Annotated in this window: 27 protein-coding genes; 16 read left to right on the forward strand and 11 right to left on the reverse strand. The window is 68.1% G+C overall.

Translation table 11 applies throughout. The annotated features are described in order from the left end of the window. Positions 1–50 precede the first annotated feature (50 nt). Positions 51–1,001: a 2,3,4,5-tetrahydropyridine-2,6-dicarboxylate N-succinyltransferase gene (gene dapD, locus ACFWPX_RS05815; RefSeq protein ID WP_378915439.1), complete on the reverse strand. Its 951-nt coding sequence runs from the start codon at positions 999–1,001 to the stop codon at positions 51–53. A 118-nt stretch (positions 1,002–1,119) separates the two neighbouring features. On the opposite strand from dapD, the gene dapE reads away from it, so the two are divergent. The 8 genes from dapE (at position 1,120) to ACFWPX_RS05855 (ending at position 8,648) form a co-directional block, all read left to right on the forward strand. Next, on the forward strand, positions 1,120–2,214 hold the full coding sequence (dapE, locus tag ACFWPX_RS05820) for a succinyl-diaminopimelate desuccinylase (RefSeq protein ID WP_378915441.1): 1,095 nt from the start codon (positions 1,120–1,122) through the stop codon (positions 2,212–2,214). A gap of 85 nt (positions 2,215–2,299) precedes the next feature. After that, a complete protein-coding gene (locus ACFWPX_RS05825; RefSeq protein WP_378926393.1) occupies positions 2,300–2,698 on the forward strand; it encodes a hypothetical protein in 399 nt (132 codons plus the stop codon). Positions 2,699–2,827: 129 nt separating this feature from the next. Continuing rightward, positions 2,828–3,646, forward strand: coding sequence for a TIGR02452 family protein (locus tag ACFWPX_RS05830; RefSeq protein WP_378926395.1), 819 nt, complete (start codon positions 2,828–2,830; stop codon positions 3,644–3,646). 85 nt (positions 3,647–3,731) lie between these two features. Beyond that, positions 3,732–4,523 carry a TIGR00730 family Rossman fold protein gene (locus ACFWPX_RS05835; RefSeq protein WP_378915447.1) on the forward strand — a complete coding sequence of 264 codons (792 nt, stop codon included), beginning with the start codon at positions 3,732–3,734 and terminating at the stop codon, positions 4,521–4,523. After that, on the forward strand, positions 4,517–5,071 hold the full coding sequence (locus tag ACFWPX_RS05840) for a TIGR00730 family Rossman fold protein (RefSeq protein ID WP_378926396.1): 555 nt from the start codon (positions 4,517–4,519) through the stop codon (positions 5,069–5,071). The genes ACFWPX_RS05835 and ACFWPX_RS05840 overlap by 7 nt, the downstream gene beginning before the upstream one ends. 11 nt (positions 5,072–5,082) lie before the next feature. Then, on the forward strand, positions 5,083–6,849 hold the full coding sequence (locus tag ACFWPX_RS05845) for a long-chain-acyl-CoA synthetase (RefSeq protein ID WP_378926397.1): 1,767 nt from the start codon (positions 5,083–5,085) through the stop codon (positions 6,847–6,849). Beyond that, a complete protein-coding gene (gene folP, locus ACFWPX_RS05850; RefSeq protein ID WP_378926399.1) occupies positions 6,850–7,713 on the forward strand; it encodes a dihydropteroate synthase in 864 nt (287 codons plus the stop codon). Then, on the forward strand, positions 7,710–8,648 hold the full coding sequence (locus ACFWPX_RS05855) for a glucosyl-3-phosphoglycerate synthase (RefSeq protein WP_378926400.1): 939 nt from the start codon (positions 7,710–7,712) through the stop codon (positions 8,646–8,648). The genes folP and ACFWPX_RS05855 overlap by 4 nt, the downstream gene beginning before the upstream one ends. Positions 8,649–8,693: 45 nt before the next feature. Here ACFWPX_RS05855 and ACFWPX_RS05860 read toward each other — a convergent pair whose 3' ends face one another. The 9 genes from ACFWPX_RS05860 to sigE form a co-directional block, all read right to left on the reverse strand. Next, entirely contained in the window at positions 8,694–9,140 is a 447-nt protein-coding gene (locus ACFWPX_RS05860) for a DUF6640 family protein (RefSeq protein WP_378926402.1), read from the reverse strand. Between the two features lies 1 nt (position 9,141). Next, positions 9,142–9,735, reverse strand: a complete 594-nt coding sequence (locus ACFWPX_RS05865) for a TetR/AcrR family transcriptional regulator (protein ID WP_378926403.1) — start codon at positions 9,733–9,735, stop codon at positions 9,142–9,144. Positions 9,736–9,837: 102 nt separating this feature from the next. After that, positions 9,838–10,917 carry an XdhC family protein gene (locus ACFWPX_RS05870; protein WP_378926564.1) on the reverse strand — a complete coding sequence of 360 codons (1,080 nt, stop codon included), beginning with the start codon at positions 10,915–10,917 and terminating at the stop codon, positions 9,838–9,840. Between the two features lie 92 nt (positions 10,918–11,009). After that, complete coding sequence (locus ACFWPX_RS05875) at positions 11,010–11,576, reverse strand: hypothetical protein (RefSeq protein ID WP_378915461.1); 567 nt, start codon at positions 11,574–11,576, stop codon at positions 11,010–11,012. Between the two features lie 116 nt (positions 11,577–11,692). Further along, complete coding sequence (locus ACFWPX_RS05880) at positions 11,693–12,550, reverse strand: hypothetical protein (protein WP_056813397.1); 858 nt, start codon at positions 12,548–12,550, stop codon at positions 11,693–11,695. A 181-nt stretch (positions 12,551–12,731) separates the two neighbouring features. Next, the gene (gene tatB, locus ACFWPX_RS05885; protein ID WP_378915463.1) at positions 12,732–13,151 is read right to left on the reverse strand and encodes a Sec-independent protein translocase protein TatB; all 420 of its coding nucleotides are present in this window, start codon (positions 13,149–13,151) and stop codon (positions 12,732–12,734) included. A 33-nt stretch (positions 13,152–13,184) separates the two neighbouring features. After that, complete coding sequence (locus ACFWPX_RS05890) at positions 13,185–14,717, reverse strand: trypsin-like peptidase domain-containing protein (RefSeq protein ID WP_378915464.1); 1,533 nt, start codon at positions 14,715–14,717, stop codon at positions 13,185–13,187. A 10-nt stretch (positions 14,718–14,727) separates the two neighbouring features. Next, complete coding sequence (locus tag ACFWPX_RS05895) at positions 14,728–15,096, reverse strand: hypothetical protein (RefSeq protein ID WP_378926404.1); 369 nt, start codon at positions 15,094–15,096, stop codon at positions 14,728–14,730. Between the two features lie 139 nt (positions 15,097–15,235). Beyond that, positions 15,236–15,898: an RNA polymerase sigma factor SigE gene (gene sigE / locus ACFWPX_RS05900; RefSeq protein WP_378926405.1), complete on the reverse strand. Its 663-nt coding sequence runs from the start codon at positions 15,896–15,898 to the stop codon at positions 15,236–15,238. Positions 15,899–16,274: 376 nt separating this feature from the next. On the opposite strand from sigE, the gene ACFWPX_RS05905 reads away from it, so the two are divergent. Beyond that, a complete protein-coding gene (locus tag ACFWPX_RS05905) occupies positions 16,275–16,907 on the forward strand; it encodes an O-methyltransferase (protein ID WP_378915470.1) in 633 nt (210 codons plus the stop codon). A gap of 111 nt (positions 16,908–17,018) precedes the next feature. On the opposite strand, the gene glgC is transcribed toward ACFWPX_RS05905, so the two are convergent. Further along, positions 17,019–18,236 carry a glucose-1-phosphate adenylyltransferase gene (gene glgC, locus ACFWPX_RS05910; protein ID WP_378915472.1) on the reverse strand — a complete coding sequence of 406 codons (1,218 nt, stop codon included), beginning with the start codon at positions 18,234–18,236 and terminating at the stop codon, positions 17,019–17,021. 132 nt (positions 18,237–18,368) lie between these two features. On the opposite strand from glgC, the gene ACFWPX_RS05915 reads away from it, so the two are divergent. The 7 genes from ACFWPX_RS05915 to ACFWPX_RS05945 form a co-directional block, all read left to right on the forward strand. Next, positions 18,369–18,860, forward strand: coding sequence for a helix-turn-helix domain-containing protein (locus tag ACFWPX_RS05915; protein ID WP_378926407.1), 492 nt, complete (start codon positions 18,369–18,371; stop codon positions 18,858–18,860). Then, a complete protein-coding gene (locus tag ACFWPX_RS05920; protein WP_378926565.1) occupies positions 18,851–19,645 on the forward strand; it encodes an RNA-guided endonuclease InsQ/TnpB family protein in 795 nt (264 codons plus the stop codon). Before ACFWPX_RS05915 ends, ACFWPX_RS05920 begins: the two co-directional genes overlap by 10 nt. Positions 19,646–19,762: 117 nt before the next feature. Continuing rightward, positions 19,763–20,929, forward strand: a complete 1,167-nt coding sequence (gene glgA / locus ACFWPX_RS05925) for a glycogen synthase (protein WP_378915655.1) — start codon at positions 19,763–19,765, stop codon at positions 20,927–20,929. An 87-nt stretch (positions 20,930–21,016) separates the two neighbouring features. Beyond that, the gene (locus tag ACFWPX_RS05930; RefSeq protein WP_378915475.1) at positions 21,017–21,373 is read left to right on the forward strand and encodes a CU044_2847 family protein; all 357 of its coding nucleotides are present in this window, start codon (positions 21,017–21,019) and stop codon (positions 21,371–21,373) included. 13 nt (positions 21,374–21,386) lie between these two features. Further along, positions 21,387–23,273 carry a trypsin-like peptidase domain-containing protein gene (locus tag ACFWPX_RS05935; RefSeq protein WP_378926408.1) on the forward strand — a complete coding sequence of 629 codons (1,887 nt, stop codon included), beginning with the start codon at positions 21,387–21,389 and terminating at the stop codon, positions 23,271–23,273. Beyond that, positions 23,270–24,283, forward strand: coding sequence for an AAA family ATPase (locus tag ACFWPX_RS05940; protein WP_378926410.1), 1,014 nt, complete (start codon positions 23,270–23,272; stop codon positions 24,281–24,283). The genes ACFWPX_RS05935 and ACFWPX_RS05940 overlap by 4 nt, the downstream gene beginning before the upstream one ends. 3 nt (positions 24,284–24,286) lie before the next feature. Continuing rightward, positions 24,287–26,689: SAV_2336 N-terminal domain-related protein (locus ACFWPX_RS05945; RefSeq protein WP_378926411.1), on the forward strand; the 2,403-nt coding region annotated here is incomplete at its 3' end.

The raw sequence follows: 26,689 nt of genomic DNA on the forward strand, positions 1-26,689 counted from the left end.
GTGTATCGGCCCGCTGACTGCCGGGGCGGAGGGCCCGGGAAATTCGACTGTCAATCGTTGGCGTGCAATGCGGCATTGAGTTCGACGCCGGTGCCCTTACGCGGAACGACCTCGACGGCGCCGGTGGTGGAATTGCGGCGGAACAGCAGGTTGTCCTGACCGGACAGGCTCGCGGCCTTGACGACGGTGCCGTCCGGTCCGGTGACCTTGGTGCCCGCGGTGACATAGAGGCCCGCTTCGATCACGCAGTCGTTGCCGAGGGAGATGCCGACACCCGCGTTCGCGCCGAGCAGCGAACGCTCGCCGACCGAGATGACCTGGGTGCCGCCGCCGGACAGGGTGCCCATGATGGAGGCGCCGCCGCCCACATCGGAACCGTCGCCGACCACGACACCCGCCGAGATGCGACCTTCGACCATCGAGTTGCCGAGGGTGCCCGCGTTGAAGTTGACGAAGCCCTCGTGCATGACGGTGGTGCCCGCGGCGAGGTGGGCGCCGAGGCGGACCCGGTCGGCGTCACCGATGCGCACGCCGGAGGGGACCACGTAGTCGACCAGGCGGGGGAACTTGTCGACGCTGAGCACCGTCACCGGGCCGCGGGCGCGCAGCTTCAGGCGGGTCTGCTCGAAGCCGTCGACCGCGCACGGGCCGTGGTTGGTCCACACGACATTGCTGAGCAGGCCGAACTGGCCGTCGAGGTTGAGGCCGTGCGGCTGGACCAGACGGTGCGATAGCAGGTGCAGGCGCAGGTAGACCTCGTGCGCGTCGGCCGGGGCGGCCGACAGGTCCGCGATCGTGGTGCGCACCGCGACGACCTCGACCCCACGCGCCGCGTCCACGCCGAGGAGTTCGGCGAACTCGGGCACATCGGCGGCGTCGAGGCGCTGGGAGCCGGTTTCGGTGAACTCGCCCAGCGCGGGGCTGGGGTACCAGGTATCGAGGACGGTCCCGTCCGAGGTCACATTGGCGATACCGACTGCAGTTGCTCCCTGAATACTCACGGAGGCTATTTTGCCCGTTCCAGCCGTTGCGGTGTGCCGCGGGCCCTGTGCGATGGACCACGCGGTCGGCTTCACCCGGATCAGGGGATTGAGGGCTCGCCCGTACTAGTGTCGAGATGTGACTCTCGATTTGCGCGCCGATCCCATCCAGCTGACCGCCGCCCTCGTCGACGTGCCGAGCGTTTCGCGCGACGAGGCCAAGATCGCGGACTTGGTCGAGCACGCGATCCGGGAGCAGACCACCGGGTTCGAAGTGGTGCGCCACGGCAACGTGGTGCTGGCGCGGACACAGCGTGGACTGCCGACACGGGTAATTCTGGCGGGACATCTCGATACCGTGCCGATCGCGGACAATCTGCCGAGCCGGCCCGATGAAGTTGACGGCGAAGCGGTGCTGTTCGGTTGTGGCACAGTCGATATGAAATCAGGCGACGCGGTATTCCTGCACCTGGCCGCCACGATCACCGATCCGGCCCACGATTTGACGCTGATCTTCTACGACGGCGAGGAGATCGCCGCGGAGTTCAACGGCCTCGGACATATCGAGCGCGAATTGCCGGAATGGCTCGAAGGTGATTTGGCGATTCTCGGTGAACCGTCGGCCGGTTGGATCGAAGCCGGCTGCCAGGGCACCCTGCGGGTGCGATTGACCACCTCGGGCGTACGCGCGCATTCGGCGCGAGCCTGGCTGGGGGAGAACGCGATCCACGGTCTCGCGCCGGTGCTGGCGCGGCTGTCGGCCTATGCGCCGCGCAAGGTCGATATCGACGGGTGCGTGTACCGCGAGGGTCTGTCGGCCGTGCGGGTCTCGGGTGGGGTCGCGGGCAATGTGGTGCCCGATGTCGCCGAGGTGGATGTGAACTTCCGTTTCGCCCCCGACCGCACCGTCGAGCAGGCCATCGCGCATGTCCACGAGGTCTTCGACGGACTCGACATCGCCTTCGAAGTCACCGACTCCTCACCCGGCGCGCTCCCCGGCCTGACCGCCCCCGCCGCCCGCACCCTCATCGACTCCGTCAACGCCCACGGTGGCGGCGGGGTGCGCGCCAAGTACGGCTGGACCGATGTCTCCCGTTTCGCCGCCCGCGGCATCCCCGCCGTGAACTTCGGCCCCGGCGACCCCAACCTCGCCCACAAACGCGACGAGCACGTCCCGCTCGGCCAGATCACCGCCGTCACCGCGATGCTGCGGACCTACCTCTCGCGCGCCTGAGCCCTCAGCGGCCAGAAGGGGCATATCGCACAATAGGGATCCGAAGCCTGATCTCTCGTGCGTCCAGGAACAGTAGGAGACGTACATGACGTCGGAAGAACTGGTGCCAGCTCGGGTGCGGGACATCTTCGTCACAATTCTGAAGCCGGGTACGACCCACATCGCCGCACTCCCGGATCCACTGCCGATGGGGATCGGGATCGGGTTGATCGCACCAGAAGGGTCGTCCCGCGAGCGGATTGTCGTCCGCGCCGAGCACGACGAGACCGGATACTTCCTCGACATCTACAAAGAGGGCAACGACGGGGAAACCTCCTCTCACTACCGGGTTCGTGAGGATGGCTCGGTTACACCGCTGGAGAATCTCATCTTGGTGCACCGGCACTTCGACGATCCCGAACAGGCCAGGCAAGAGCGGGAGCGCCGTGGCGCCCACAACAAGCGGGTCGTGGAGATCCTGCGGGCGAAGGGTTTGTACATGTGACTCAGAGGAACCACACATTCACGACCGCAGAAGAAGCGGTGCCCGGTCCGGTGCGGGACACCTGAATCGCCCCGGGTTGTGCAAGTATCCGGGCTGGCGGTTGTCTCGAACCATGAGAGCATTGTGGGCGTGTCCGAACGCTTGCGAGCCATCGCTGCCGACAACGAGCAGATCATCGCAGCCGGCGGTTACCTGGCGCCCGGCGGACACTATGTCTCGTTGATATCGAGGGTGCAAGCCGCCGTCCAGGGCACCCGGATGTACGGTCCCGACCCGGTCCCGGTCATCACCCGCAGCGAGGCCACCACCGTCATCACGGTGACCGGGGAGAGCAGCCTCGCCGCGGCGCTCCGGATGCACGATACCGATCCGGAGCCGGTCGCCGTCCTGAATTTCGCGTCCGCCCGCAATCCCGGCGGCCACTACCTCGCCGGCGCCCGCACCCAAGAAGAAGCCCTGTGCCGAGCGTCGGCGCTGTACACCACCCTGCTGGCCGTGCCGCAATACTACGAGCACCACCGACGCACACCGGACCCTTTCTACAGCGACCGCGTGATCCTGTCTCCCGCCGTGCCTGTCTTCCGCGATGACACGGGCGTCCTGCTCGACAGCCCCTATACGGTCGGCTTCCTCACTTGCCCGGCGCCACGGACCAACGTGATCATGCAGGAGCTGGCGAGTGAGGCGCATCGAATACCCGCGGTGCTGGCCTCCCGCGCCGAGCGCATTCTCGAAACAGCGGTCGGTTACCGGCGTTTGGTACTGGGCGCCTGGGGTTGCGGCGCCTACGGCAACGACCCAGGCATGGTGGCCGGTGCCTTCCATGCACTGCTAGCCGAGGGTGGGCGGTTCAATGGGCACTTCGACGAGATCACCTTCGCAATACTGGACCGGACCCGTGGCGAGACCGTCCTCACTGCCTTCCGAACCGTCTTCGCGGCAGAGTAGATCCGAGTGCGTGTAGGGGTCATGCGGCCGACCGATCGAGAAGTGCGCGCCCGTGCCCGGAATCCGACACAGTAAGTTGGGGGTCATGTCCGCTGATGAACAGGTTGGGAAGGTCAAACCGAGGTTCCGTGGTCCGGTGATGTTCCGCCGGGAGCGCAAGCCCGGCGTGCGGACCGCTGACCGGAACCTGCTCGATACGCGGCAGGACAGCGACTGGGTGCATACCGATCCGTGGCGTGTGCTGCGGATCCAGGCCGAGTTCGTCGAGGGCTTCGGCGCGCTCGCGGAGATCCCGCGCGCGGTGACGGTGTTCGGATCGGCCCGCACCGGCCCCGACCATCCCGAGTACGTGGCGGGCAAGGCGATCGGCACCGCGCTCAGCGAGGCCGGTTTCGCGGTGATCACCGGCGGCGGCCCCGGCGCGATGGAAGCCGCCAACCGTGGTTGTTCGGAGGCGGGCGGCTACTCGATCGGGCTCGGGATCGAGCTCCCGTTCGAGCAGGGGCTCAACGAGTGGGTGGATCTGGGGATCAACTTCCGGTACTTCTTCGTCCGCAAGACGATGTTCGTGAAGTATTCCCAGGCCTTCGTCTGCCTGCCCGGTGGCTTCGGCACCCTCGACGAACTGTTCGAGGCGCTCACCCTGGTGCAGACCCGCAAGATCACCCGGTTCCCGATCATCCTGTTCGGCACCGACTACTGGTCCGGCCTGGTCGACTGGATGCGCAGCTCACTGGCGGGCTCGGGCAAGATCTCGCCCACCGATCTCGATCTGATCCAGGTCACCGACAGTGTCGACGAGGTCGTGCGGATCATCCAGGGCGAAACCGGCGACCACGCGAACATCGAGCGTCTCGGCACCGAGGATCAGTGGTGAGCTACTCCATTTGCGTCTACTGCTCCGCCAGCACCACCGATCCCGACCTGATCAGCGTCGCCGCGCGCGTCGGCACCGAAATCGCCCGGCGCGGTTGGCAATTGGTCTCCGGTGGGGGCCACGTGTCGATGATGGGCGCGGTCGCAACGGCGGCAAGGGCCGGTGGCGCGCACACCATCGGGGTGATCCCGAAGCATCTGGTGCACAAGGAAGTCGCCGATGTCGACGCCGACGAACTGCTCGTCACCGACACGATGCGCCAGCGCAAACAGCTGATGGAAGCCCGCGCCGACGCCTTCCTCGCCCTGCCGGGCGGCATCGGGACACTCGAGGAACTGTTCGAGACCTGGACCGGCGGCTACCTCGGTGAGCACACCAAACCGGTGGTGCTGCTGAACGCGAACGGCTTCTACGACGGCCTGTTCCGCTGGATCGATGAACTGTCCGAGCGCACAATTGTGCCGCGGCAGGCACGTGACCGACTCATCGTGGCCACCGACCTGCCCTCAGCGTTCGCCGCGCTGGAACCGGCCGCGGCCGCACAGTAGGAGAGATCGACGTGAGCACAGACGCACGCGACACGGTAAGCGTGTTCGACCTGGCCAAAGCCCTGCCCGCCATGGCACTCGACGTTCCCGGCATGCTGCGCAACGCGCGCGGAATGCTGGTGGGGCCCAAGGACAAAGCCTCCATCGGGCTGTATTTCCAGCGGGTCGCGCACCGCAGGCCCGACCGGGTGTTCCTGCGTTTCGAAGGCCGCTCCTACACCTACCGCGCCGCCAACAGCGAGGTGAACCGTTACGCCGCAGTGCTTTCGGCGCGCGGGGCGAAGCGCGGTGATGTGGTCGGCGTGCTCATGACCAACCGTCCCGAGACCCTGTTCACGGTCCTGGCTGTGCTCAAGCTCGGCGCCACGGTCGGCCTGCTCAACTACAACCAGCGAGATCAGGTGCTGGCACACAGCATCGGTCTGCTCGGCAGCGTGCTCAATGTCGTCGGTGAGGAGTGCACGGAGGCACTGGATTCGCTGCCGGAGCCCGCGGCGAACGTGCTCACCGCCGAAGAACTGGACGAATCCGCCCGCACCGCGGCCGATTCCGATCCCGCCGTATGCGAGCAGGTCCGGGCCGGGGAGCGGGCGTTCCTCATCTTCACTTCCGGCACGACCGGTCTGCCCAAGGCCAGCGTGATGACCCATCAGCGCTGGACCAAGAGCATGTCCGGGCTCGGTGGGCTCGGCATCCGGTTGCGTGCCGACGACGCGCTGTACTGCTGCCTGCCGCTCTATCACAACAACGCGCTCACGGTCGCGCTGTCGGCCGTGCTCGCGGGCGAATCGACCTATGTGCTCAGCCGCAAGTTCTCGGCGTCGGGGTTCTGGGACGAGATCGCTCGCGAGCGGGCCACCGCGTTCATCTACATCGGTGAGCTGTGCCGATACCTGATCAACCAGCCGGTGCGGCCTGCCGAGAAGGGCAATCGGGTCCGGCTGGCCGTCGGCAACGGGCTGCGGCCCGAACTGTGGGACGAGTTCCGTCGCCGGTTCGGGATCGGCCGGGTGGTCGAGTTCTACGGGTCGAGCGAGGCGCCGCTGGCGTTCGTCAACGCGTTCGGTGTCGACCGGACCGCCGGTCTGTGCCCGCTGCCGTACGCGGTCGTCGAGTACGACGACGAGACCGGCCACGCCCGCCGCGGTAGCGATGGGAAGCTGCGCCGGGTGCGGTCCGGCGGGGTCGGGCTGCTGCTGGCGAAGGTGAACAACCGTCAGCCCTTCGACGGCTACACCGACAAGAAGGCGTCGGAATCCAAGCTGGTGCGCGACGGCTTCAAGAAGGGCGACTGCTGGTTCGACACCGGCGACCTCGTCCGCGATCAGCATTTCTGGCACATCGCGTTCGTCGACCGGCTCGGCGACACCTTCCGCTGGAAGGGCGAGAACGTGGCGACCACCGAGGTCGAGGGCGCGCTCGGGCACCACGAGAGCATCGACCAGGCCGTTGTCTACGGTGTCGACATCCCCGGCACCGACGGCAAGGCGGGCATGGCGGCGATCACGTTGTCGGCCGAGGCCACCTTCGACGGCAAGACCCTGGCGGCGACCGCCTACGGACGGCTGCCGCTGTACGCGGTCCCGCTGTATGTGCGGGTGGTCGCCGAGCTCGAGCAGACCTCGACGTTCAAGAGCCGGAAGGTGGAATTGCGTAAGCAGGGATACGCGCCCGATTCGGACAGTCAGCTGTATGTGCTGTCCGGTCCGGCAGACGGCTACATTCCCGCGTACGACGACTACGCAGCCGATGTCGCAGCCGGTAAGGCGCCGAGATAGATGCGCTCGACTTTTTGCGGGCGTGAGGTGGCGACCGATCGCGCACTGGTGATGGCGATCGTGAATCGCACGCCGGACTCGTTCTACGACCGTGGCGCCACCTTCAGCGACGAGGCCGCGATGGAACGGGTTTCGCGCGCGGTCGACGAGGGCGCCGATCTGGTCGATATCGGCGGCGTGAAGGCGGGGCCGGGAGTCACTGTCGACGCGGTCGAGGAATCGCAGCGGGTGGTGCCGTTCGTCGCGGCGATCCGGGCGAAGTATCCAGACCTGTTGATCAGTGTGGATACCTGGCGCGGTGAGGTGGCGCGGGCGGCGGTCGCCGTGGGTGCCGACCTGATCAACGACACCTGGGCCGGTGCCGACCCCGACCTCGTGCACGTCGCCGCCGAGACGGGCGCCGGCATCGTCTGCAGCCACACCGGTGGCGCCGTGCCGCGCACCCGTCCGCATCGGGTCCGGTATGCCGATGTGGTGGCCGAGGTGACCGCCACCGTCGTCGCCGCGGCCGAGGATGCCGCGGCCTCGGGTGTGCGAGCCGATGGCATCGTGATCGATCCCACCCATGATTTCGGAAAAAACACCTATCACGGGCTCGAGTTGTTGCGCGGAATCGACGGTCTTGTAAAAACCGGATGGCCAGTACTGATGGCACTGAGCAACAAGGATTTTATCGGGGAGACTCTAGATGTAGGTCTTACCGAAAGGGTCGAGGGCACACTGGCGGCAACCGCATGGTCGGCCGCCGCGGGCGCTCGGATCTTCCGGGTTCACGAAGTCGCCGAAACCCGGCGGGTCGTGGACATGATCGCCGCGATCCAGGGCATCCGTCCCCCCGCACGAACTCTGCGAGGTCTGGCATGAAAATCCAACACCGCGAGCCCGCCTGGGCCACTACCCACACCTGGGACACCCCTGACTGGACGGTCGGCGAACTCGTCGCCGCCAAGGCGGGCCGCACCGTTTCGGTGGTGCTGCCCGCGCTGAACGAACAGGACACCGTCGCCGATGTCGTGGCCAGTATCCGGCCGCTGCTCGGCACGCTCGTCGACGAACTGATCGTGCTGGACTCCGGGTCCACCGACGCCACCGCCGAACGCGCACGCGCGGCGGGCGCCGAGGTGATCTCGCGCGAGGAAGCCGTCCCCGAACTCGAGCCGGTCCCCGGCAAGGGCGAGGTGCTGTGGCGATCGCTGGCGGCCACCACCGGCGACCTGATCGCCTTCGTCGACTCCGACCTGATCGACCCCGACCCCGACTTCGTGCCCAAGCTCCTCGGCCCGCTGCTGATGATGCAGGGCACGCACCTGTCCAAGGCCTACTACCGCCGCCCACTGCGTCAAGGCGAGTCCGTCGACGCGAACGGCGGCGGCCGCGTCACCGAACTCGTCGCCCGCCCCGTGCTGGCGGCCCTTCGTCCCGAACTGGCCCAGGTGCTCCAGCCGCTCGGCGGCGAATACGCGGGCACCCGCGAACTGCTCACCGCGGTCCCCTTCGCGCCCGGCTACGGCGTGGAGATCGGCCTGCTCCTCGACACCTACGACCACATGGGCATGGATGCCATCACCCAGGTCAACCTGGGCGTGCGCACCCACCGCAACCGCCCGCTGTCCGACCTGGGCGTGATGAGCCGCCAGATCCTCGGCACCGCGCTGCGCCGCAGCGGAGTCCCCGACTCCGGCGCTCCGCTGACCCAATTCCCCTTGATCGAAGGCGAATTCATCGCCCACACCACCGCGGTCTCGCTCGAAGACCGGCCGCCGATGAAAACCCTTCGGCCGGAACAAGTCGCGGCCTAGCCGTCCACGTCGGGCGTCGCCTCGGTCGGGGCGGCGCCCGACGTGTCAGTTCCGGCGTCGAGCGTTGAGCGCGACGGCAGTGGCCAGCAGTGCCAGCAGGATCACCGCCAGCAGCACCTGCGGGTGCAGGCCGATGATCGTGATGTCGGCGAACTCGGGATCGTGAATGGCGGTGCCGGGGAACAGCAGTGCCGCCAGCAGACCGAGCCACGGCGTGGCCAGGATCGCGCAGGCCGTCCACAGGCGTGCGCGGGTGCCACCGTCGCGCCGGAGCAGCAGCGTCAGCGCGAGCACACCGAGCAGGATCGACATGACGATGTACTGGGCATCGTGGAATTTCGCGTGCGGTGGCCACGCGTCATTGCGCAGGTGCTGTGCCGCGCCCGCCGGGACGACGAAATCGGCCAGCAGAGCACCGAATACGGTGATGACCGCGACGAGGACGGCGAGAACGCGGGGAGCGGACAGGTTCTTGGAGACGATGGTCGTCATGTCACGAGGTTCCTTGATGGTGTGCGGGTTTCGAGGCGTGGCCGCGCAGGAAGTCGTCGAGGACCGCGCGCACGTAGTCGAGGTCGAAGGTGCGGTTGGCGACGAGCCGCCGGAAGAACAACGGACCGTGCAGCTGATCGAGGGCGAGGTCGACATCGAGTTCGGCGGGCAGTTCCCCCCGGGTGACGGCCTCGGTCAGGATCGTGCGCACCGCCTGGGTTCCCGACCGGTACAGCGCCTGCTTGACCTCCGCGAATTTCGGGTCGACAGCGGCTCTTTCGATCATCACCCGCATCCCCTGCTCGGTCGCCGGTTCGTGCAGCATCGCGTGCGTGGCGGTCAGCGCGGTCAGTAGATCGGCCCGCAGATCCCCGGTCGGCTGCGGCTGCGCGAGCGTGATGTGCCGGGTCAAGGTGGCGCGCACCAGATCGGTCGGCTCCGGCCAGAGCCGGTACAGCGTGGCCCGGCTGATCCCGCTGCGCGCCGCGACCGACCCATGCGTCAGCCCGGCCAATCCCTGCTCTACCAACAGCTCTCGGGCCGACGCGAGCGCGGCATCACGGCTGCGCACCGTCCGCGGGTCGGGTGGTCGCACGGCGTTCCCTTCGGACAATCTGTTTCACAACTTCGATACAAACTGTATCGAAGTTGTGCGCGAATGAACAGATGTCCGTCTTCTTCGGGAACTGAGTGGGATCTAATCCGGTCGGCGGTGGATCGGGCCGTCCAGGTCTGCCAGTGGCTGGGCGGTGGCGTTTCCTCGGGTGGCGAGGATTTGGGCGAGGATGGAGATGGCGGTTTCCTCGGGGGTGTTGGCTGCGACGTCGAGGCCGAGGGGGCTTCGGACACGGGCGATTTCGGTGTCGGGGACGCCCGCTTCGCGCAGGCGCGCGGTGCGGTCAGCGTGGGCTCTGCGCGAACCGAGGGCGCCGATGAAGGCTGTGGCGGGGAGGCGCAGTGCGGTGGCCAGCAGGGGAACGTCGAATTTCGGGTCGTGGGTGAGGACGCAGAGAACGGTTCGCTCGTCGATGCGGCCCGCGCTCTGTTCGGCCTCCATATAGCGGTGGGGCCAGTCGACCACCACCTCGTCGGCCGCCGGGAAACGGGATGGGGTGGTGAAGGTTTCGCGGGCGTCCACGACCGTGACGTGGTAGCCGAGATTCGCCGCGGCGACGGTCAGGGCGCGGGTGTAGTCGTTGGCGCCGGCCAGGATCATGCGGGCGGGCGAGCGGAAGACCTGGACGAAGGTGCGGGGGCGTTCGGCCAGGCCGGGCGTCCATTCCTGGGCGCCGATGAGTCCGTTGTGGCCTGCGGCGAGGAGGGCTGCGGCGTCGTGGTCGAGGCCGCGCCACGGGGCGCAATCGCCGAGGCGCAGGAGTTTTCGGTCGGGCCTCGCCTCGAGGGTGGTGGCGTAGGCGACCGGGTGGTGGACTTCGAGTGCGGTGTGGAGTGCGAGCAGCACAGGCAGGTCGGTGTGGTCGAGGCGTTCGACGAAGACTTCGATCTCGCCACCGCACGGGAGGCCGACGGTGAACTGGTCGGCGGCCGCGAACCGCTCGAGGCTCGCCTGGCCGTCGAGGAGAACCTGGTCGGCGGTGGTGAGCACCGCCGATTCGACGCAGCCGCCGGACAGTGAGCCGAGCACACGTCCGTCGCCGGTCACCACCATCGCGGCCCCGGTTTCGCGCGGGCCCGCACCGGTCCGGTCGATGATCCTGGCCAGCGCCACGGCCTGATCGGGCAGCAGTTCGAGTACCTGTCCGAGGAGATCACGCATCACGCACCGGCCTCTCCACGGTCACCGTCGAGGCGCTGTGACCGTCTGACCAGCCTAGCTATCGCCGGGCACGCGCGCGCGGCGAGAAACTCTCAGTCGAGGATCTCGCGCTGCTGCAAACCGGCGGAGACCGTACCGGCGTGGAAGAAGTCACGGAAGATCGCCACCGCGCTGTCGGCGGTGAACACCTCTTCCGGGTAGACGTAGGTGTCCTCGTCGCCGTGCGGGAGGTACACGGTCGGCAGGCCGAGTCGGCCGCCGGGTAGTCCGAGGGTGAAGCGCCGGATGACGTGATCGACCTTCATGCGCAGTTGCAGGGTCATCGCGTCCGCCGAACCGGCGCAGCCGAGCGCGAGATCCCCGCGCTCCGAACTCACCGTCGTGGTGACCTCGGTAGCGGGCACCGGCTCGGACAGCACGGTCAGATCGAGCGCGTAGCGCTGATGACCGTCCATCCGCCGCAGTGGGCGCAGAAAGCTGTCCACGTCCTCGTGCGGGCCGATGAAGACCTTCAAGCGGTCGCTGTAGGTCACGCGGTGGGTGGTGACGATGACGTCGCCGGCAGCCGGCTCCGCCTCGAAGGGTGGAACGGGCCGTGGGTGGCCTGCCGCGCGAACGGGCAGAACCCGGCATGCGCCGGCCTCTGGAGACGAGAACATGTGATGCTCACCTACTCACACTCGGTTACTCGCTAGCAATCTAACCATCGCGGAAGACTTGTGATCCATAACAGTACAGTGATGCAGATCACTAAGCATGGCGAGTTTAGATCAGCTTAGGGACGAACCCGGGTCGTAGCCAACTTGGGGTCTGTTTCATGGCGGTAAACCGGGGTGAGTAGATCAGCATCAACCGGTTCACCGGTTGCGCGGTCGTACCGGACTGCGATGAGGACCGAGAACAAATGGCTGCTCGCCCGCTCGTGCAGGGTCGCCAATCGGGTCGCCAGCAATCGGATCGCACCCAGTGAGCCGGGTGGATGCAGGCCGTCGATCAGCATGATGCTGCCGCGGCGGTCGGGCCGGGGGAGCCGGGCGAGGTAGGCGATGTCGTGCGGTTCGGTGCCGCCGGGCCGGTAGACACGGCGCGCGGCCCTGTCCTCGATGCCGCGCCGGGTATCACCGGCTCTGGTGACGGTCCGGCGCAGACGCGGATCGGCCACCACCAGCTGGCGCAGGCTGGGCGAGAGCTCGGGGCCGCCGAGGATCACCAGCCCGTCGCGATTGAGGTCGATCGGCCTGCCCGGCATGAAGGTCTCGACGTTCGCGGCGAAGCCGAGTTGCCGCAGCAGCTCGGCCAGGCGCTGGGCGGCCTGTGGGTCGGGTGCGCCGAGGAGCCTGCCCGAGCGGACCTCGGGGGCGAGCACGGTCAGTGTGCCGTGGCCGAAGAACAGTCCCTCGGGAACGGGGCCCTGGGTGCTCACCTGGTGGATGCGCGCACGCGACAATCCGGCGGCGGCGCCGATCCGGGCGAACGTCCAGCCGTCGGCATGGAGTTCTCGGATCACGGCTCGCCGGATCCTGGTTAGTTCGTTGATGGTCTGCTGGGCAGCCGCCACCCCGTCGGTGGCTGCTTTGAGTCTCTCGACCTTGTCCTCGATCGCGAAAACTCGTGCCACGTCATCGGCCGACATGTGCGAAGTCTAGACAGCTCGACAGCATTGTGTGTCTATATCCGTTGACATCGAACTGTCTTGCGAGACAACACTCTCGAACACAGATTGTCGGCAAATCGCAGAGAAGCGAGGTCGCCGCCGCAGTGTCCGCCCGGCGCGATCTCACAGCAAATGCCGACCGTGCGGTGTGTTCGGTGGTCTAGGTCGCGTCGTAGTCGACCGGGGGGCGCTCGTTGTGCTCCAGCGACTTCTGCGGCGCGGGTGCCGACGGGGTGCCGGGCATGCCGCTGCTGGTGCCGAACAGCTGCTTCTTGTCGGGCACCGCGCTCTCCAGATCGCGCAGCACCGAATCGTCACCGCCCAGCAGGTGTTTGGTGACCACGGCCCGCGGGCTCATGCCGCGCAGCTCGTTCAGCTCCGCGAGCGGCTTGCGCAGGTCGTCGAACTCCGGTCCGAGCTCCTGCTTCAGCTGGGAGGTGGCGCCGCTGGCGTAGTCGCGCGCCTGGCGCAGCGCGCCGGTGGTCCAGCGGACAGCGCCGGGCAGTCGCTCCGGGCCGAGGATCACGAGGGCGGCGACGAGCAGGATCATCATCTCGCTCCACCCGATGTTGCTGAACACGAATCCAGGCTACCCGGCGCGCGCGTCCGCAGGTCAGTCGGATTCGAGGGTGACGGGCACGTCCACCTGCCTGCCATCGCGGATCAACTGCACGTTCACCGTTTCGCCGATCTTGCGCGACTGCACGGCAACCACCAGCTCGTCGGGCCCGGTGACCTCGCGGTCGCCGACCCGCACCACCACGTCGCCCTCGACGATGCCCGCCTTGTCGGCCGGGCTGCCCGGCGCCACATCGGCGACGGCGGCACCGCTCATCACCTCGTTGGCGACGGTCTTGGTGCGCGCGCTCAGACCGATCACCGGGTGGTGCATCTGGCCGTCGCGGATCAGGGTCTGGGTGACCGTGGTCATCACGTCGACCGGGATGGCGAAGCCGAGGCCCACCGAACCACCGGTCTCGCTGCGGATGGCGGTGTTGATGCCGACCACACGGCCCTGCATGTCGACGAGCGCGCCACCGGAGTTACCCGGGTTGATCGCTGCGTCGGTCTGCACGGCGTCGATCACCGCGTTGGTGTCGCTGCCCTCGCCCGCGAGCTTCACGGGGCGGTGCAGGGCGCTGACGATGCCGGAGGTGACGGTCTTGCTCAGACCCAGCGGCGAGCCGACCGCGAGCACGTCGTCGCCGACCTGCACGTCGGCGGACTTGCCGAGATTGGCCACCGTCAGGTTCTTCGCCTCGACCTTGAGTACCGCGAGGTCGGTCTTGGGATCGCGCCCGACGATCTGCGCGGGCACCCGGGTGCCGTCGGAGAACTGCACCTGGATGGCGGCCCGGTTGGACTTGTCGGTCGCGGCCATCGAGATCACGTGGTTGTTGGTGACGACGTAACCCCCGCCGTCGATCACCACGCCGGAACCGGTCGCGCCGTTGTCGCCGACCGTGGCCCGGATCGAGACCACCGAGGGCAGAACGGCATTGGCGACCGCGGCGATCTGGCTGTGCGGTGTCTCGACACCCGCGCTCTGATCCAGGGTCACCTTGCGTGAGGTGAGCGTGGACGCGGTCTCGGCGGTGACCCGGCCGACGAGCCCGCCGAGGACGGCGATGCCGAGTGCCAGCGCGGCCAGCATCGCCAGTGCCTTGGGCGCCACCCGCGAACCGAACAGCACCTCGCGAGCGCTCAGCTTGTCCGCGACAGGCAGCCGGGCGGGCGGGGGAGTGTCGACGGCGGGCGCGCCGAGCCGGGCAGCCGCGTCGGGATCGCGCCACGGGTCGACCGGACCCGCGACGACCGTCTTCGGCTCGTCGGCGCCGGGCTCGCGCTGCAACAGCTCCGAGGAGCCTTCGGGCCGGGCGAACGCCTCGGCGAGCACACCGTCCGGCGGGCGCTGGACGAGTCCTTCGTCGGCGCCCTTACCGGCCGCGCGCTGCGGGTCGTGCGGTGCGAACGACCCGGCTTGGCCGTTCGGGCGGCGGAACGCACGCGCGGTGTGGCTGTCGATGTGCGGCCGGTAGACCGGTCGCGGCCCGAGGCTCGGCGCGTCGGAAGGGCGCAGCGTGCCCCGCTTGTCTGTCGAATCCGAGTGCTCGGCCGATCCGGAATTCGTCGATTCGCCTGTCACGTCGCAGACTCTACTTGCGCCGCCACGTTGTCCACCGGGTCGCGGTGAAGGAATCTGTGATGAATCCGAGAAATGCCTCGTTACGGCGTTGCGGTTCGGGCGCGTTGCCGGGGAGGTCGGCCAGCGGGATGCGCGAGAGGCTGTCGTGCAGGCTGCGCGGAATCGCCACCTCGGCGGCCCGGCGCAGCGCGATCCGCGCCTGCTGCTGGGCATCGACCTCGGCCGCGCATTCGGGGCAGAGCGAAAGATGCTGGGCGGCACGCAGATAGGCGTTCATCCGCAGCTCGCCGTCGACGAAGGCAGCGACCGCCTCACTGGCCAGATGCTCGGTGGGCTGAAAGCGCGGCGGGCGATCCGCGGCACTGGGATCCACACTCATGCCTGCACCTCGCCGGCGCACGGTTCCGGCATGACCGCGGTCACGGCTGTGTTCATCCGCCGCTCGCTTCGCTCACTCACGCGGAGTTCTTCCTTCCGACCGACATCAACCGAGAGGCCCCGGTGACGTCGAACTTCCGTCACACCGATGGGGCTTCAGCGGAGTACCGCTGCTCACTTCCATTATGCGCAAGGTACTCGCGCAGTGCCTGACGCCCACGATGGATCCGGCTGCGCACGGTGCCCAGTTTCACACCGAGCGTGGCGCCGATCTCCTCGTAGGACAGGCCTTCGATGTCACACAGAACGACCGCGGCACGGAACTCCGGCGCCAGCGAATCGAGTGCTTTCTGCAGGTCGGGGTCGAGCCGGGAGTCGTGGTAGGCGTCCTCGGGGGTGGGGCCTTCGGCGGGCACACGGTCGTAGTCCTCTGGCAGCGCCTCCATGCGGATGCGGTTGCGACGGCGGACCATGTCGAGGAACAGGTTGGTGGTGATGCGGTGCAGCCAGCCCTCGAAGGTGCCGGGCTGGTAGTTCTGCAACGAGCGGAACACCCGGATGAAGGTGTCCTGGGTGAGGTCTTCGGCGTCCTGGGCGTCACCGGAGAGGCGGTAGGCCAGGCGATAGACCCGGTCGGCGTGCTCGCGGACCAGTTCGTCCCAGGAGGGCATGGCGGCGCGATCGCCGGTCGCGTCGAAAGCGGCGGTGCCGGTGAGTTCGGCGTCGAGTTCGTCGGCTTCTGCCGCGGTGAGTTCGGCGGGCAGAGTCTGGTCGGTGGCGTCTTGACGCGCCGTGTCTACCATCGGGATGGGACACCTCCTACTCGGGACCGCTGGCACAAAACCTTGCTGGTCCGGGTCAGCGAACCTTGCTTACCGACAATCAACCAGCAACTGTGTGTGGTTGTTCCCGAGTCTCGTGCCCGCCGCGATCGGCTGGCCTTGCGTAGGGCAACTATTTCCTGCCCTGATATGGGTCAGATGTGGAGATCCTGAGTGTGACCTGAGAATTCTGGTCAGATTCGACCCTAGTCCCGCCGGCAACGGAGAACTAGCAGTTCCGGGCCCGTTGTGACCGAGCCGCAAACCTACGGCAATTGTTCGGGATCTGTGCGACACAGTGCCGGATCCGTCCCTTTGCTGAATACACAGACCCCTCCGGTGGCCTAGCCTCATAGCTGTGGCATCGAACGTGGAGCGGAACCTGGCCTATGTGGAGGAGTCCGTCGTCGAGGACGAGGTTCTTCTCGAAGCGCGCGAGCGGGCCACCGAATTGGGTGCCGCGCCGGTGCCTGCGGCGGTCGGTGCGCTGCTGAGCATGTACGCGCAGATGCTGGGCGCGCGCTCGGTCGTCGAGGTGGGCACCGGGGCGGGTGTCAGTGGGTTGTGGCTGCTCGACGGGATGCGTGAGGACGGGACGCTGACGACGATCGACTCCGAACCCGAGCATCAGCGCGCGGCCAAAGAGGCGTTCCGGACCGCCGAGATCACGCCGTCACGCACGCGCCTGATCAACGGGCGCGCGCTGGACGTGCTCCCCCGGCTGGCCGATGGCTCTTATGACCTGGTCTTCATCGACGCGGCGCCGATGGAACACCCCCATTACGTCGAACAGGGTGTGCGGTTGCTGCGTGAGGGCGGCGCGTTCATCCTCAACAACGCGCTGCTCGGTGGGCGCGTGCCCGATCAGGAACAGCGCGACCCGGCCACGCAGGCGGTGCGCGCGGCGACTCGCGCGATCGCGGAGAATCCCGAGCTCACCAGCGTCTTGATCCCGATCGGCGACGGGCTGCTCTGCGCGTCGCGGGGCTGATTTTTCGGCGGCTGGCGCCGCGGGTTCTCGGCCTGTTCCCTTGATCTTCCCTCCCTCCGGGCACTCCTTCGTCGCACCCTCCAGTCAGTCCAGATCAAGGCGGCCGAGAACCTACCCGACCCAGATCCCTTTGCCCACGGTGACAACGCCGCCGTTGCTGACCGCGAAACGCTCCCGGTCACGGTCCAGGTCGAGGCCGATGATCTCGCCCTCGCCGACCACCACGTTCTTGTCCAGGATCGCGTGGCGCACCACCGCGCCGCGCCCGATCCGCACACCGGGCATCAACACACTGCCCTCGACCGTGGCGCCGTCCTCGATCACCACGTTCGAGCTCAGCACCGAATTGCGGACCGTGGCGGCCGACAGGATGGAGCCCGCCCCGACGATGGATTCCTGGGCGAGCCCGCCCTGGGCGAATTTCGCGGGCGGCAGGTTCTCGGCGGCGCCGCGGATCGGCCAGTGCTTGTTGTAGAGGTTGAACACGGGATGCACCGAGACCAGGTCCATGTGCGCCTCGTAGAAGGCGTCGATGGTGCCGACGTCGCGCCAGTAGCCGCGGTCGCGCTGGGTGGCGCCGGGGACGTCGTTGTCGGCGAAGTCGTAGACGGCGGCCTGGCCGGCGCCGACCAGCGTCGGGATGATGTCGCCGCCCATATCGTGGTCGGAATCGGAGTTCTCGGCGTCGGCGCGGATGGCGTCGACCAGTACGCGGGTGGTGAACACGTAGTTGCCCATCGACGCGAACGTCACGTTCGGGTCGTCGGGGGTGCCCGGCGGGTGCGCGGGTTTCTCCAGGAACTGGGTGATCTTGCCGGACTCGTCGGTGTCGATGCAGCCGAACGCGCTGGCCTCGGCTCGCGGCACCCTGATCCCGGCGACGGTGACGCCCGCGCCCGAGGCGATATGGCTGGCCACCATCTGCTCCGGGTCCATCCGGTACACGTGGTCGGCGCCGAACACCACGATGTAGTCGGGGTCCTCGTCGTAGATCAGGTTGAGCGACTGCATGATCGCGTCGGCGCTGCCGGTGTACCAGCGCGGCCCGAGCCGCTGCTGCGCGGGCACCGGGGTGATGTACTCACCGGTGAAACCGGACAGCCGCCAGGTCTGTGAGATATGGCGATCGAGCGAATGCGACTTGTACTGGGTGAGCACGCACAGGCGCAGGTATCCCGCGTTCACGAGGTTGCTCAACACGAAGTCGATCAGCCGGTACGCGCCACCGAACGGAACCGCGGGCTTGGCCCGGTCGGCGGTGAGTGGAAACAGTCGTTTGCCCTCGCCACCGGCGAGCACGATCCCGAGTACGTGCGGCTGGCTCCTCACCCTGCTCAAAGTACAGTGCCAGCGCGGCTACGGTGGCCCATGTCGACCCGATGATCTCGAGCGTGTGTCTGAGAACTCGGCCGGTTGCCGCGTTCGGTCCAGTGTCGGTGGCCTGTGTCACACTCTCCGACGATGAGCCGCCACACCAGCTTCCGCTACTGCCTCGACCCAACGGTCGAGCAGTCCGAGGTGCTCACACGCCACGCCGGTGCGGCCCGGTTCGCGTTCAACCACAGTCTCGGTATCGTCAAAACCGCGCTCACCCACCGCACAACCAACCCGGACCGACGGGTGCCGTGGACCGGGTTCGATCTGATCAACGCGTTCAACTCCTGGAAGAAGACCGAAGCCGCCGGGCGGGTGATCGTTGTCGGCGCGAACGGGACAGCCGAGATCAAGGTGACCGGGCTGGCGTGGCGGACCGAGGTCTGCCAGCAGGTGTTCGAAGAAGCCGCTGTCGACTGTGGACGCGCCCTGGCGGCGTTCTCGGATTCCCGCACCGGTAAACGCGCGGGTAAACGGGTTGGGTTTCCCCGTTTCAAGACGAAGAACACGACCACCCCGACTTTCCGAATCCGCAACAAATACACCAAGGCGGGGCGGGCCGGTGGTGGATCAGCGTGACCTGCGAGGCTGCGGACTTGCATCCGGCTCACCATCACCTCCCGCGAGACCACGGCGACAACCTGGGTTGGGTCGGAATCGACCGTGGACTGAGCGTCTTCGCTGTTGCCGCGACCGCCGACGGTGCCGAAATCGCCCGTATCACCGCACCCAAACCCTTGACCACCGCACTGGGCAGGCAACGCCGCCTGGCGGAGTCGATGTCGCGCAAACAGAAGGGTTCACACAACCACCGACAAGCAGCCACCCGGTTGGCACGCCATTATCTTCACCTCGCGAATATTCGCCGTCACTTCGCTCATCAGGTCACTAACAGGCTGGTCAAAACCCACGACCGGCTCGTGATCGAAGACCTGCACGTGGCGGGGATGATGGCCAACCAACGATTGGCGCGCGCGATCAGCGACGCCGGGTGGGCGGATTTCGCGCGGCTGTTGACCTACAAACAGGGCTGGCGTAGTGGTGCGGTCACTATCGCGGATCGTTGGTATCCGTCGAGTAAACGGTGCTCAGCCTGCGCGACGATCAACCGTGGCCTGTCGTTGGCGGATCGGGTATTCGTCTGTCGATGTGGGTTCCGTGCCGACCGTGACCGCAACGCAGCGATCAATCTCGCGGTCTGGCCCACGATTCAACAGGACTTTTCACGATCCCCGGACCCCCGAGCACGGGGCCGGGTTACCAAAGTCCGCCGACGGGAAGGCGCTGACCGACACCCGTTGGGTATCGGTGAAACCGTCCCGGTTGACGCGGGAACAGATGTTCACACCACACTTGTGGAGTGAGCTGAGGACGCCCGAGAAGGGCGGTGTCGGGACATCTATCAGAGTTGTCCGGATACGCTGTAATTTGGACCGGTGAGTGATGATGGCACCGACAGCGAGCAGACTCCGGCGCAGCTGCTGCGGGTCGCCATGCTGACCCGGGAGTATCCCCCCGAGGTGTATGGCGGTGCGGGAGTGCATGTCACCGAACTCACTGCCCGATTGCGCGAGCTCTGTGACGTCACCGTGCACTGTATGGGCGCGCCGCGCAACGGTGCGGTGGTGCACCGGCCCGACCCCGAGCTGTATGCCGCCAATGCCGCGTTGCAGATGATGTCGGCGCAGTTGCGGATGGCCGATGCCGCGGGCGGGGTGGACGTGGTGCATTCGCACACCTGGTACGCGGGGCTGGCCGGGCACCTCGCCTCGATGCTGTCCGGGATTCCGCACGTGCTCACGGCGCATTCGCTGGAACCGCGAAGGCCGTGGAAAGCCGAGCAGCTCGGTGGTGGATATCGGCTCTCGTCGTGGTCGGAACGCAATGCGATGGAGCACGCCGATGCGGTGATCGCGGTGAGCGAAGGCATGCGTCACGACGTGCTCGACGCGTATCCCGCGATCGACCCCGATCGGGTTCATGTGGTGCACAACGGTATCGACGCGAACGTGTGGCATCCTGGCCCGCCCGCCGGTGACGAGGTGCCGGTGCTGGAGCGGCTCGGGGTGCGCGCCGACCTGCCGATCGTGTCGTTCGTCGGGCGGATCACCCGGCAGAAAGGCGTCGGGCATCTGCTCGCCGCGGCCGCCTCGTTCGACCCCGATATCCAGCTGGTTCTGTGTGCGGGCGCGGCCGATACCAAGGAACTCGAGGTGGAGGTCGCCGCCGCCGTCGACGGATTGCTGCGGCAGCGCGGCAATGTTTTCTGGGTGAAGGAGATGCTGCCCACCGAGCAGGTCCGCCAGATCCTGTCCGCCTCCGCTGTATTCGTGTGCCCTTCGGTATACGAACCGCTCGGCATCGTGAACCTGGAGGCGATGGCGAGCGCGACCGCCGTCGTCGCCTCCGATGTGGGTGGGATTCCAGAGGTGGTCGTCGACGGGGTCACCGGCCGACTGGTGCACTACGACCCGGACGCGACGGGGGACTACGAGCGGGCGCTCGCGACCGCGGTGAACGAGGTCGCGGGGGATCCGGCGTTGGCCGTGCGCTACGGCGAGGCCGGGCGGGCGCGGGCGATCGCGGAGTTCGACTGGGCGCGGATCGCCGAGCGCACAGTCGAGGTGTATCGCGGCGTGCTCGGATAGGCCGTCGGCATCACCGTTCGCAGGGCCAGGCGACCGGCCCGCCGGTAGCCTTGTCCCACAAGGTCTTCAGGACACGTGGGGGTGAGCATGACCAGGATCGAGCAGCTGGAACTGCCGGACGGCACCGAGGTGTTCGCCCGGATAGACGGGCTCGACGATGCAGAAGACGACGCCGAGACGCCGGGCGTCACCGATATCGCTCTCGGTTTCGGCAGCCGCCTGGAGAACCTCGGCCCGACCATTCGCGGTGTCGCCTCGTCGGTGCACGCGAGCGTCGCCGGTCTCTCGGCCGATTCGGTGTCGGTCGAATTCGGAATCGAATTGTCCATGGGCACAGGCGGGGTCATCGCGGTGATCGCCTCCGGTGGCGCGAAGACCTCGGTCAAGGTCCGGCTGGACTGGGATCTGCGCGGTGACGATGATGCGGAGCAGTCGCAACCCTGACGGAAGACTGGCGATGGACGACGTCGACAACCTGGTGACCGCGGCGGCCTGCGTCATCTGGGTCCGTAACAAGGCGGGACAGTGGAAGGCCAACGGCACCGGGTGCCGGATCGCGCCCGAGTTCGTCGTGACCTGCGCGCATGTCGTGGTCGTGGCCGGTGGCCGGGTCGAGGTGGAATTCGGTGACGGTACGCGGTTCGGCGCGGATGTCGCCGCCAGTACCGACACGGCCGGCGGATTCGATGACCTCGCGGTGCTTCGCCTCGACGGCGCGCCCGCCGCCGACGCGACCTGTGCGCTGATGGTCGAAGCGGTGATCGGCCGCGGAACTCGGCTGCAACTGTGCGCGTACAACGCCGACTACGCGGGCTTCCTCGAGCTCGGGGCGGCCACGGCACTGGAGTTCTCCACGCATGAGGCCGGTGAGGTCGGCGCAACCTACGTCAAGCTCACCGGCAACCAGCGACTGCTCGCCGGGATGTCCGGCGGGCCGGTGGTGCTGCCGGACCAGGGCGTGATCGGCCTGGTCAAGCAATACAACAACCGTAATCCGACCGGCGGTGCCGCCGTGCGATTGCTCGCCGGGCTGCGCAGGCTGTGCGCGCCGGGGCTGTACCGGGAGATCGTCGGCTCGCACGATCGATACCACCGGGCCGACATGCGCTGGTCGGATGTCGTCGGCGGCGAGGCGACGATCCGCCGCCTGCTCATCGACCTCAACGGTGTGTGCACCGGGCTGCCCGCCGCGGTCCAGGATCAATTGCGGGCCGAGCTCACCGAGGTCATCCTCGCCAATCACCTCGACGTGCCGACCGATTGGCGGGTGATCCGGGATCTCGCCGAGTACGTGGCGATCGAGGCCCCCGGCGACGACGGTCTGAATCTGGCGCGTTGCGCCTGGCTCATCGGCAGTCGCGCGGCCGCTGACCCGGATCGCGAGGCGATCGTGGCCATCGCCCGGCGCGCGGCCGGTCGACGATTCGTCAACCTCGACCGCTCGATGCGCAACCGCTTCGGCAGGCTCGCGCCGAAGCCCCCGCGGCCGGGCGGCGTGCCGATCACCCTGTTCGCCATCATCACCCCCGACGAAACGCCCGGTACCCCAGCGGGTTCCGAGCAGGGGCATCGCTACGAGATTCATCGCCGCACCGGTGACGGCGACATCATCGGGATGCGGTCGGCGACATCGATGCCGAGTTTCACCGCGGCCAAGGCGGCCGTGAAAGTCGCGCTCGACGACCAGCTCCAGCACCTGGACGCCGACGGCGCCGAGATCGAGATCGTGGTCGCGCTGCCCGACGACTACCTCACCGCCGACCTGCTGTGCCGGTGGCTGCGACCCGATGAGCGCCCGTTCCGCCAGTTCATGATGCGGTTGCGGCGCAGCGCGACCTGGGAGAAGCCCGCCGAGCAGATCCGGGAACTCGAGCAGCGCTGGAACCGGTTGCGGGCCGGTGGGGCGCTGGCCTGGCTCGCCTGCGCCGACGACCGGTCCGGTGATCTGCGCGCGCTGCACGCACTCGTCGAGGCCGACGGACTCGATATCCCCGTCGACGCGCTCGGCATCGCCGAGCCACCGACTCCGGCCGTGTTCGCCGCGGCGGGCGCCAACGCGCTGCCCGTGCTGATCTGGCGCGACGAGAGCTGCCCGGATCGGTCACCCGGTCACCTCGATTGCGGCGGTACGCATTTCGTCGACCGGCTCGTCACCGAACTCGGGGACAACGGCTGGATCGATGGGCATCCGGTCGTCTGGCGCGAGCAGTGTCGCTCGGCGAAGGCGCAGCGGGACAATGATTTCTGGCTGCGCGTCGTGTATGTCCTCGACATTCCGGGGCACAGCAGAAGGAAGCCACACCCGCTGGCGGGGCCGCCTGCGGTGTCAGGAGGATTTCGATGAACGCACCGAGCTGGCACGTGTTCCTCGGTGGGGGTGAACCGCGCCCCCAAGCTTGGGACGGAGTGCCGAAACCCATGTCGGCGAGGGCATTCGACGGCACGCCGCTCGACTACACCCCGGCCGGCGCCGTACCGCAGACCGAACGCAGGCTCGGCACCGAGGGCATCGGCGCGCATCAGCTCCGGCCCGCCGATCTCGATGTGATCAACGCGGCGATCCTGTGCAGGCGCCCGCTGCTCGTCACCGGCGCCCCCGGTCTCGGTAAGTCGTCGCTGGCCTATCTGATCGCCAGGGAACTGGCGCTCGGCCCGGTCCTGCACTGGCCGATCACCAGCCGCAGCACCCTCGGTGACGGGCTCTACACCTATGACGCGATGCGCCGCTTCGAGGAAGCACAGCTCACGCGACGGTGGTGGCGTGATCCCCGGGCCGGGATCGCCGATTTCGTCACGCTCGGTCCGCTCGGCACGGCGCTGCTACCCAGCCATCGACCACGGGTGCTGCTCATCGATGAGATCGACAAGGCCGACGCCGACCTGCCCAACGATCTGCTGCACGTGTTCGAGGACGGCGAGTACACGATCAACGAACTACGCCGCATTCGCGCGTATCGGCCGCAGGTGTCGGTGGTCGCGCACGACGCGGGCAGGCAGGTGCCGATCACCGACGGCTTCGTGCGCTGTCACGCCTTCCCGATCGTCGTGATGACCAGCAACGGCGACCGCGAGTTCCCGCCCGCGTTCCTGCGCCGCTGCCTGATGCTGAAACTCGAAGAACCCGACCGTGATCAGCTCGAACGGCTGGTCGCCTCGCATTTCGGCAGCGAGGTCCCACGGGAATACGACGACATCATCGCCACGTTCCTGCAGCGGCGAGCCGATCTGGGAGCTTTGCCCGCCGACCGCCTGCTCACCGCGCTGCACGTGCTGACCCACGCGGGTGGCGACGCCACGCTGGACCGGCAGAGCCTGGCGCGCACACTGTTGCAACCGATCGGGCCGGGAGACTGAAACATGTCCAAGCTGGGCGAGTTCGTAGCGGCTGTCGACCCGCTGGCGCTCGACGCGCCCGCGATGGCCGACGCGCTCTGGCTGGCAGCGCACATCACCGAGCAGCAAGCAGATCCCGCCGCAGCGGAGCGGTACGCCGAGCACCGCACCGATGCGGTCGCCCACCATGATCCGGCCGTCGCGGCCGAACGCGCACCGGAGCGGGGGGTGCCGGTCGATGTGCACCGGCCCGCGCAGTCACCGAGCGCCGCCGCGCGCGGGGATCGTCCGGTCCGGCTGGTGGCGCCGCGTGCGCTGGCGGGTTGGCGCACGGTGCTGCGCGAACTGCGCCCTGTCACCCGGCGGATCCCCGGTCGGCGGGAGAGCTTCGACGAGGCGGCCTCGGCGGAGCGCAGTGCGCGGATCGGCAGGCCGTGGGCGGTGACCGGGCCGCGGCCGGGCCGCGAACGCGACGCGGTCCTCGTCCTGGATCTGAACTCGGCGATGGTCGTGTGGAGCAGGCTGGCCGAGGAAGCGCGGGCGTTGCTGGAGTCGGCCGGATTTCGCACGTTCACCGTGCGATTCATGGCCGAGCGTGCGGACGGCGCGTTGTGGTTGTCGACCCGGCCGCAGCAGGAGCCGCGACAGCCACTGAGCGACCTGCGTGACCCGTCGGGGCGACGGGTCGTCTTCGTGCTCAGCGCCTGTCTCGGCGATACGTGGGCGCGCGGAACCGGCGCCGCGCAGCTGGCGGCGCTGGCCAGGTTCTCACCGGTGGTGCTGTTGCAGCCGTTGCCGAACTTTCTGTGGCGGCGGACCGGTCTGGATTGGGAGAGAGGACGAATCGCCTCGGTGATCCAGGCAAGCCCATCGCCGCTGCGCGTCGTCGCCGGCACCGACCCCGCGCTGCACCCGATTCCGGTCCTCGAGCTGAGCCCTGGCTGGTTCGGGCCATGGGCACAGGTGCTGGCGGGCGACCGGCTCTCGGCCGAATATCCGCTGCTGCACACGCCATCGGTGCACGCGGAGCCGCCGCCGCTGGGCCGGCGCCAAGACGACGAACTCGGTGCGAACCCGGTCGAACGGGTCCGCCGCTTTCGGGCCGGATCGTCGCCGGAGGCATTCCGCCTCGCGGCCGGACTCGCCCAATTTCCGTTGCGGCTACCCATCATTCGGCTGGTCCAGCAGGTGCTGCTGCCGGGCAGCGGGTCGAGCATCCTGGCCGAAGTGCTCGCGGGCGGGTTGATCCTGGATGCCGTGCCCGGTCTGGCGCCCTACGGCGTGCCCGAGGACAGTCGCGCGTTCGAGTTCCGGCCCGGCGTGGCCGATGTGCTGCGGGCGGCGATGCCGCGCAGCGAGGTGCTGCGGGTGCGGGCCGCCGTGTCGGACCACCTGTGCGCGCACTACGACGTGCCGGGCGTGGTGTTCCGGGCGACACTGTCGTATACCGGCGCTGGCGAAGGTTTCGCCTATCTGTCACCGGAGGTCCTGCGCATGCTGGCCCCGCACTATGCGGCCGAAAACGCGGCTGTCGATGTGGACGCCGGAGATCGGCTGATCGAAGCGGCCGCGGCGGCGGTGCGGTCCGGGGACCGGGCGGCAGCGGTGTCGGCGCACCGGATCGCGCTGGCCACGGTGCCCGTGCGGCACCCGTCACGGATCCCGCTGCTCGACACCTTGAGCGCGCTGCTGGCCACCGACAGCGACAGCGCCGACGCGCTCGACGAGGCGATCGGGGTGGCGAAGCTGGCGATCGGCGAAGCCGACACCGATGATCCGGCGCGCCTTGCCGCGCTGGGCGACCTCCTGGTGCAACGGTATTCGCGCTTCGGCGGGCTCGACCATCTCGCCGACGCCACCCGGCTGCTGCGGGCCGCCTACGAATCCGCCGACCCCGCCGACGAGGGATATGCCCGGCTGATCGATCGGCTGGCCGAGGCGACCATCCTGCGCTGCCTCGCGACCGAGGAAGCGATCTTCGGCTGGGATGCGATCGACCTCTACGAGAACGCACTGGAGACAACCGATTCCGACGAGCGGCGCCGCACTGTCCAGCTCGAGCTGGCCAAGGCTCAGCTGGTGACGGCGACCGTGTCGGCCTATCCGGATGCCGAGGTGCCAGAGCAGGTCACCGCCCTGTTCCTGGCCGCCACCGCCGAATCCTCGGCGACGGTCACCGATCCGGCTTTCGAGATCGCGCTCCGAGCCGCGGTGGCCGCCGCGATCACCGCGATCGGCGCCGGGAAACTCGCACCACGGCACGCGGATTCGCTGGTGTCGATCCTGGCAGACAGCGCGGTACCGGTACCGACCGAGGTGATATCGCAGTTGCGCGCCGCCCGGCCGCGCGGCCCCGGGGGGGGGGGCCCCCGCCGCGGCGGCCGCGCCGCCCCCCCCCCCCCTCGCCTCGGTGACCACCAGGCTGGC

It is taken from the genome of Nocardia sp. NPDC058518 (assembly GCF_042719655.1).
In the GTDB taxonomy this organism is placed as follows: Bacteria; Actinomycetota; Actinomycetes; order Mycobacteriales; family Mycobacteriaceae; genus Nocardia.

Coding starts and splice junctions, on each gene's coding strand:
- ACFWPX_RS05825 (WP_378926393.1), top strand. CDS start 2,300: ATGACGTCGGAAGAACTGGTGCCAGCTCGGGTGCGGGACATCTTCGTC.
- ACFWPX_RS05835 (WP_378915447.1), top strand. CDS start 3,732: ATGTCCGCTGATGAACAGGTTGGGAAGGTCAAACCGAGGTTCCGTGGT.
- folP (WP_378926399.1), top strand. CDS start 6,850: ATGCGCTCGACTTTTTGCGGGCGTGAGGTGGCGACCGATCGCGCACTG.
- ACFWPX_RS05855 (WP_378926400.1), top strand. CDS start 7,710: ATGAAAATCCAACACCGCGAGCCCGCCTGGGCCACTACCCACACCTGG.
- ACFWPX_RS05860 (WP_378926402.1), bottom strand. CDS start 9,140: ATGACGACCATCGTCTCCAAGAACCTGTCCGCTCCCCGCGTTCTCGCC.
- ACFWPX_RS05870 (WP_378926564.1), bottom strand. CDS start 10,917: ATGCGTGATCTCCTCGGACAGGTACTCGAACTGCTGCCCGATCAGGCC.
- ACFWPX_RS05875 (WP_378915461.1), bottom strand. CDS start 11,576: ATGTTCTCGTCTCCAGAGGCCGGCGCATGCCGGGTTCTGCCCGTTCGC.
- ACFWPX_RS05880 (WP_056813397.1), bottom strand. CDS start 12,550: ATGTCGGCCGATGACGTGGCACGAGTTTTCGCGATCGAGGACAAGGTC.
- ACFWPX_RS05895 (WP_378926404.1), bottom strand. CDS start 15,096: ATGAGTGTGGATCCCAGTGCCGCGGATCGCCCGCCGCGCTTTCAGCCC.
- sigE (WP_378926405.1), bottom strand. CDS start 15,898: ATGGTAGACACGGCGCGTCAAGACGCCACCGACCAGACTCTGCCCGCC.
- ACFWPX_RS05915 (WP_378926407.1), top strand. CDS start 18,369: ATGAGCCGCCACACCAGCTTCCGCTACTGCCTCGACCCAACGGTCGAG.
- ACFWPX_RS05930 (WP_378915475.1), top strand. CDS start 21,017: ATGACCAGGATCGAGCAGCTGGAACTGCCGGACGGCACCGAGGTGTTC.
- ACFWPX_RS05935 (WP_378926408.1), top strand. CDS start 21,387: ATGGACGACGTCGACAACCTGGTGACCGCGGCGGCCTGCGTCATCTGG.
- ACFWPX_RS05940 (WP_378926410.1), top strand. CDS start 23,270: ATGAACGCACCGAGCTGGCACGTGTTCCTCGGTGGGGGTGAACCGCGC.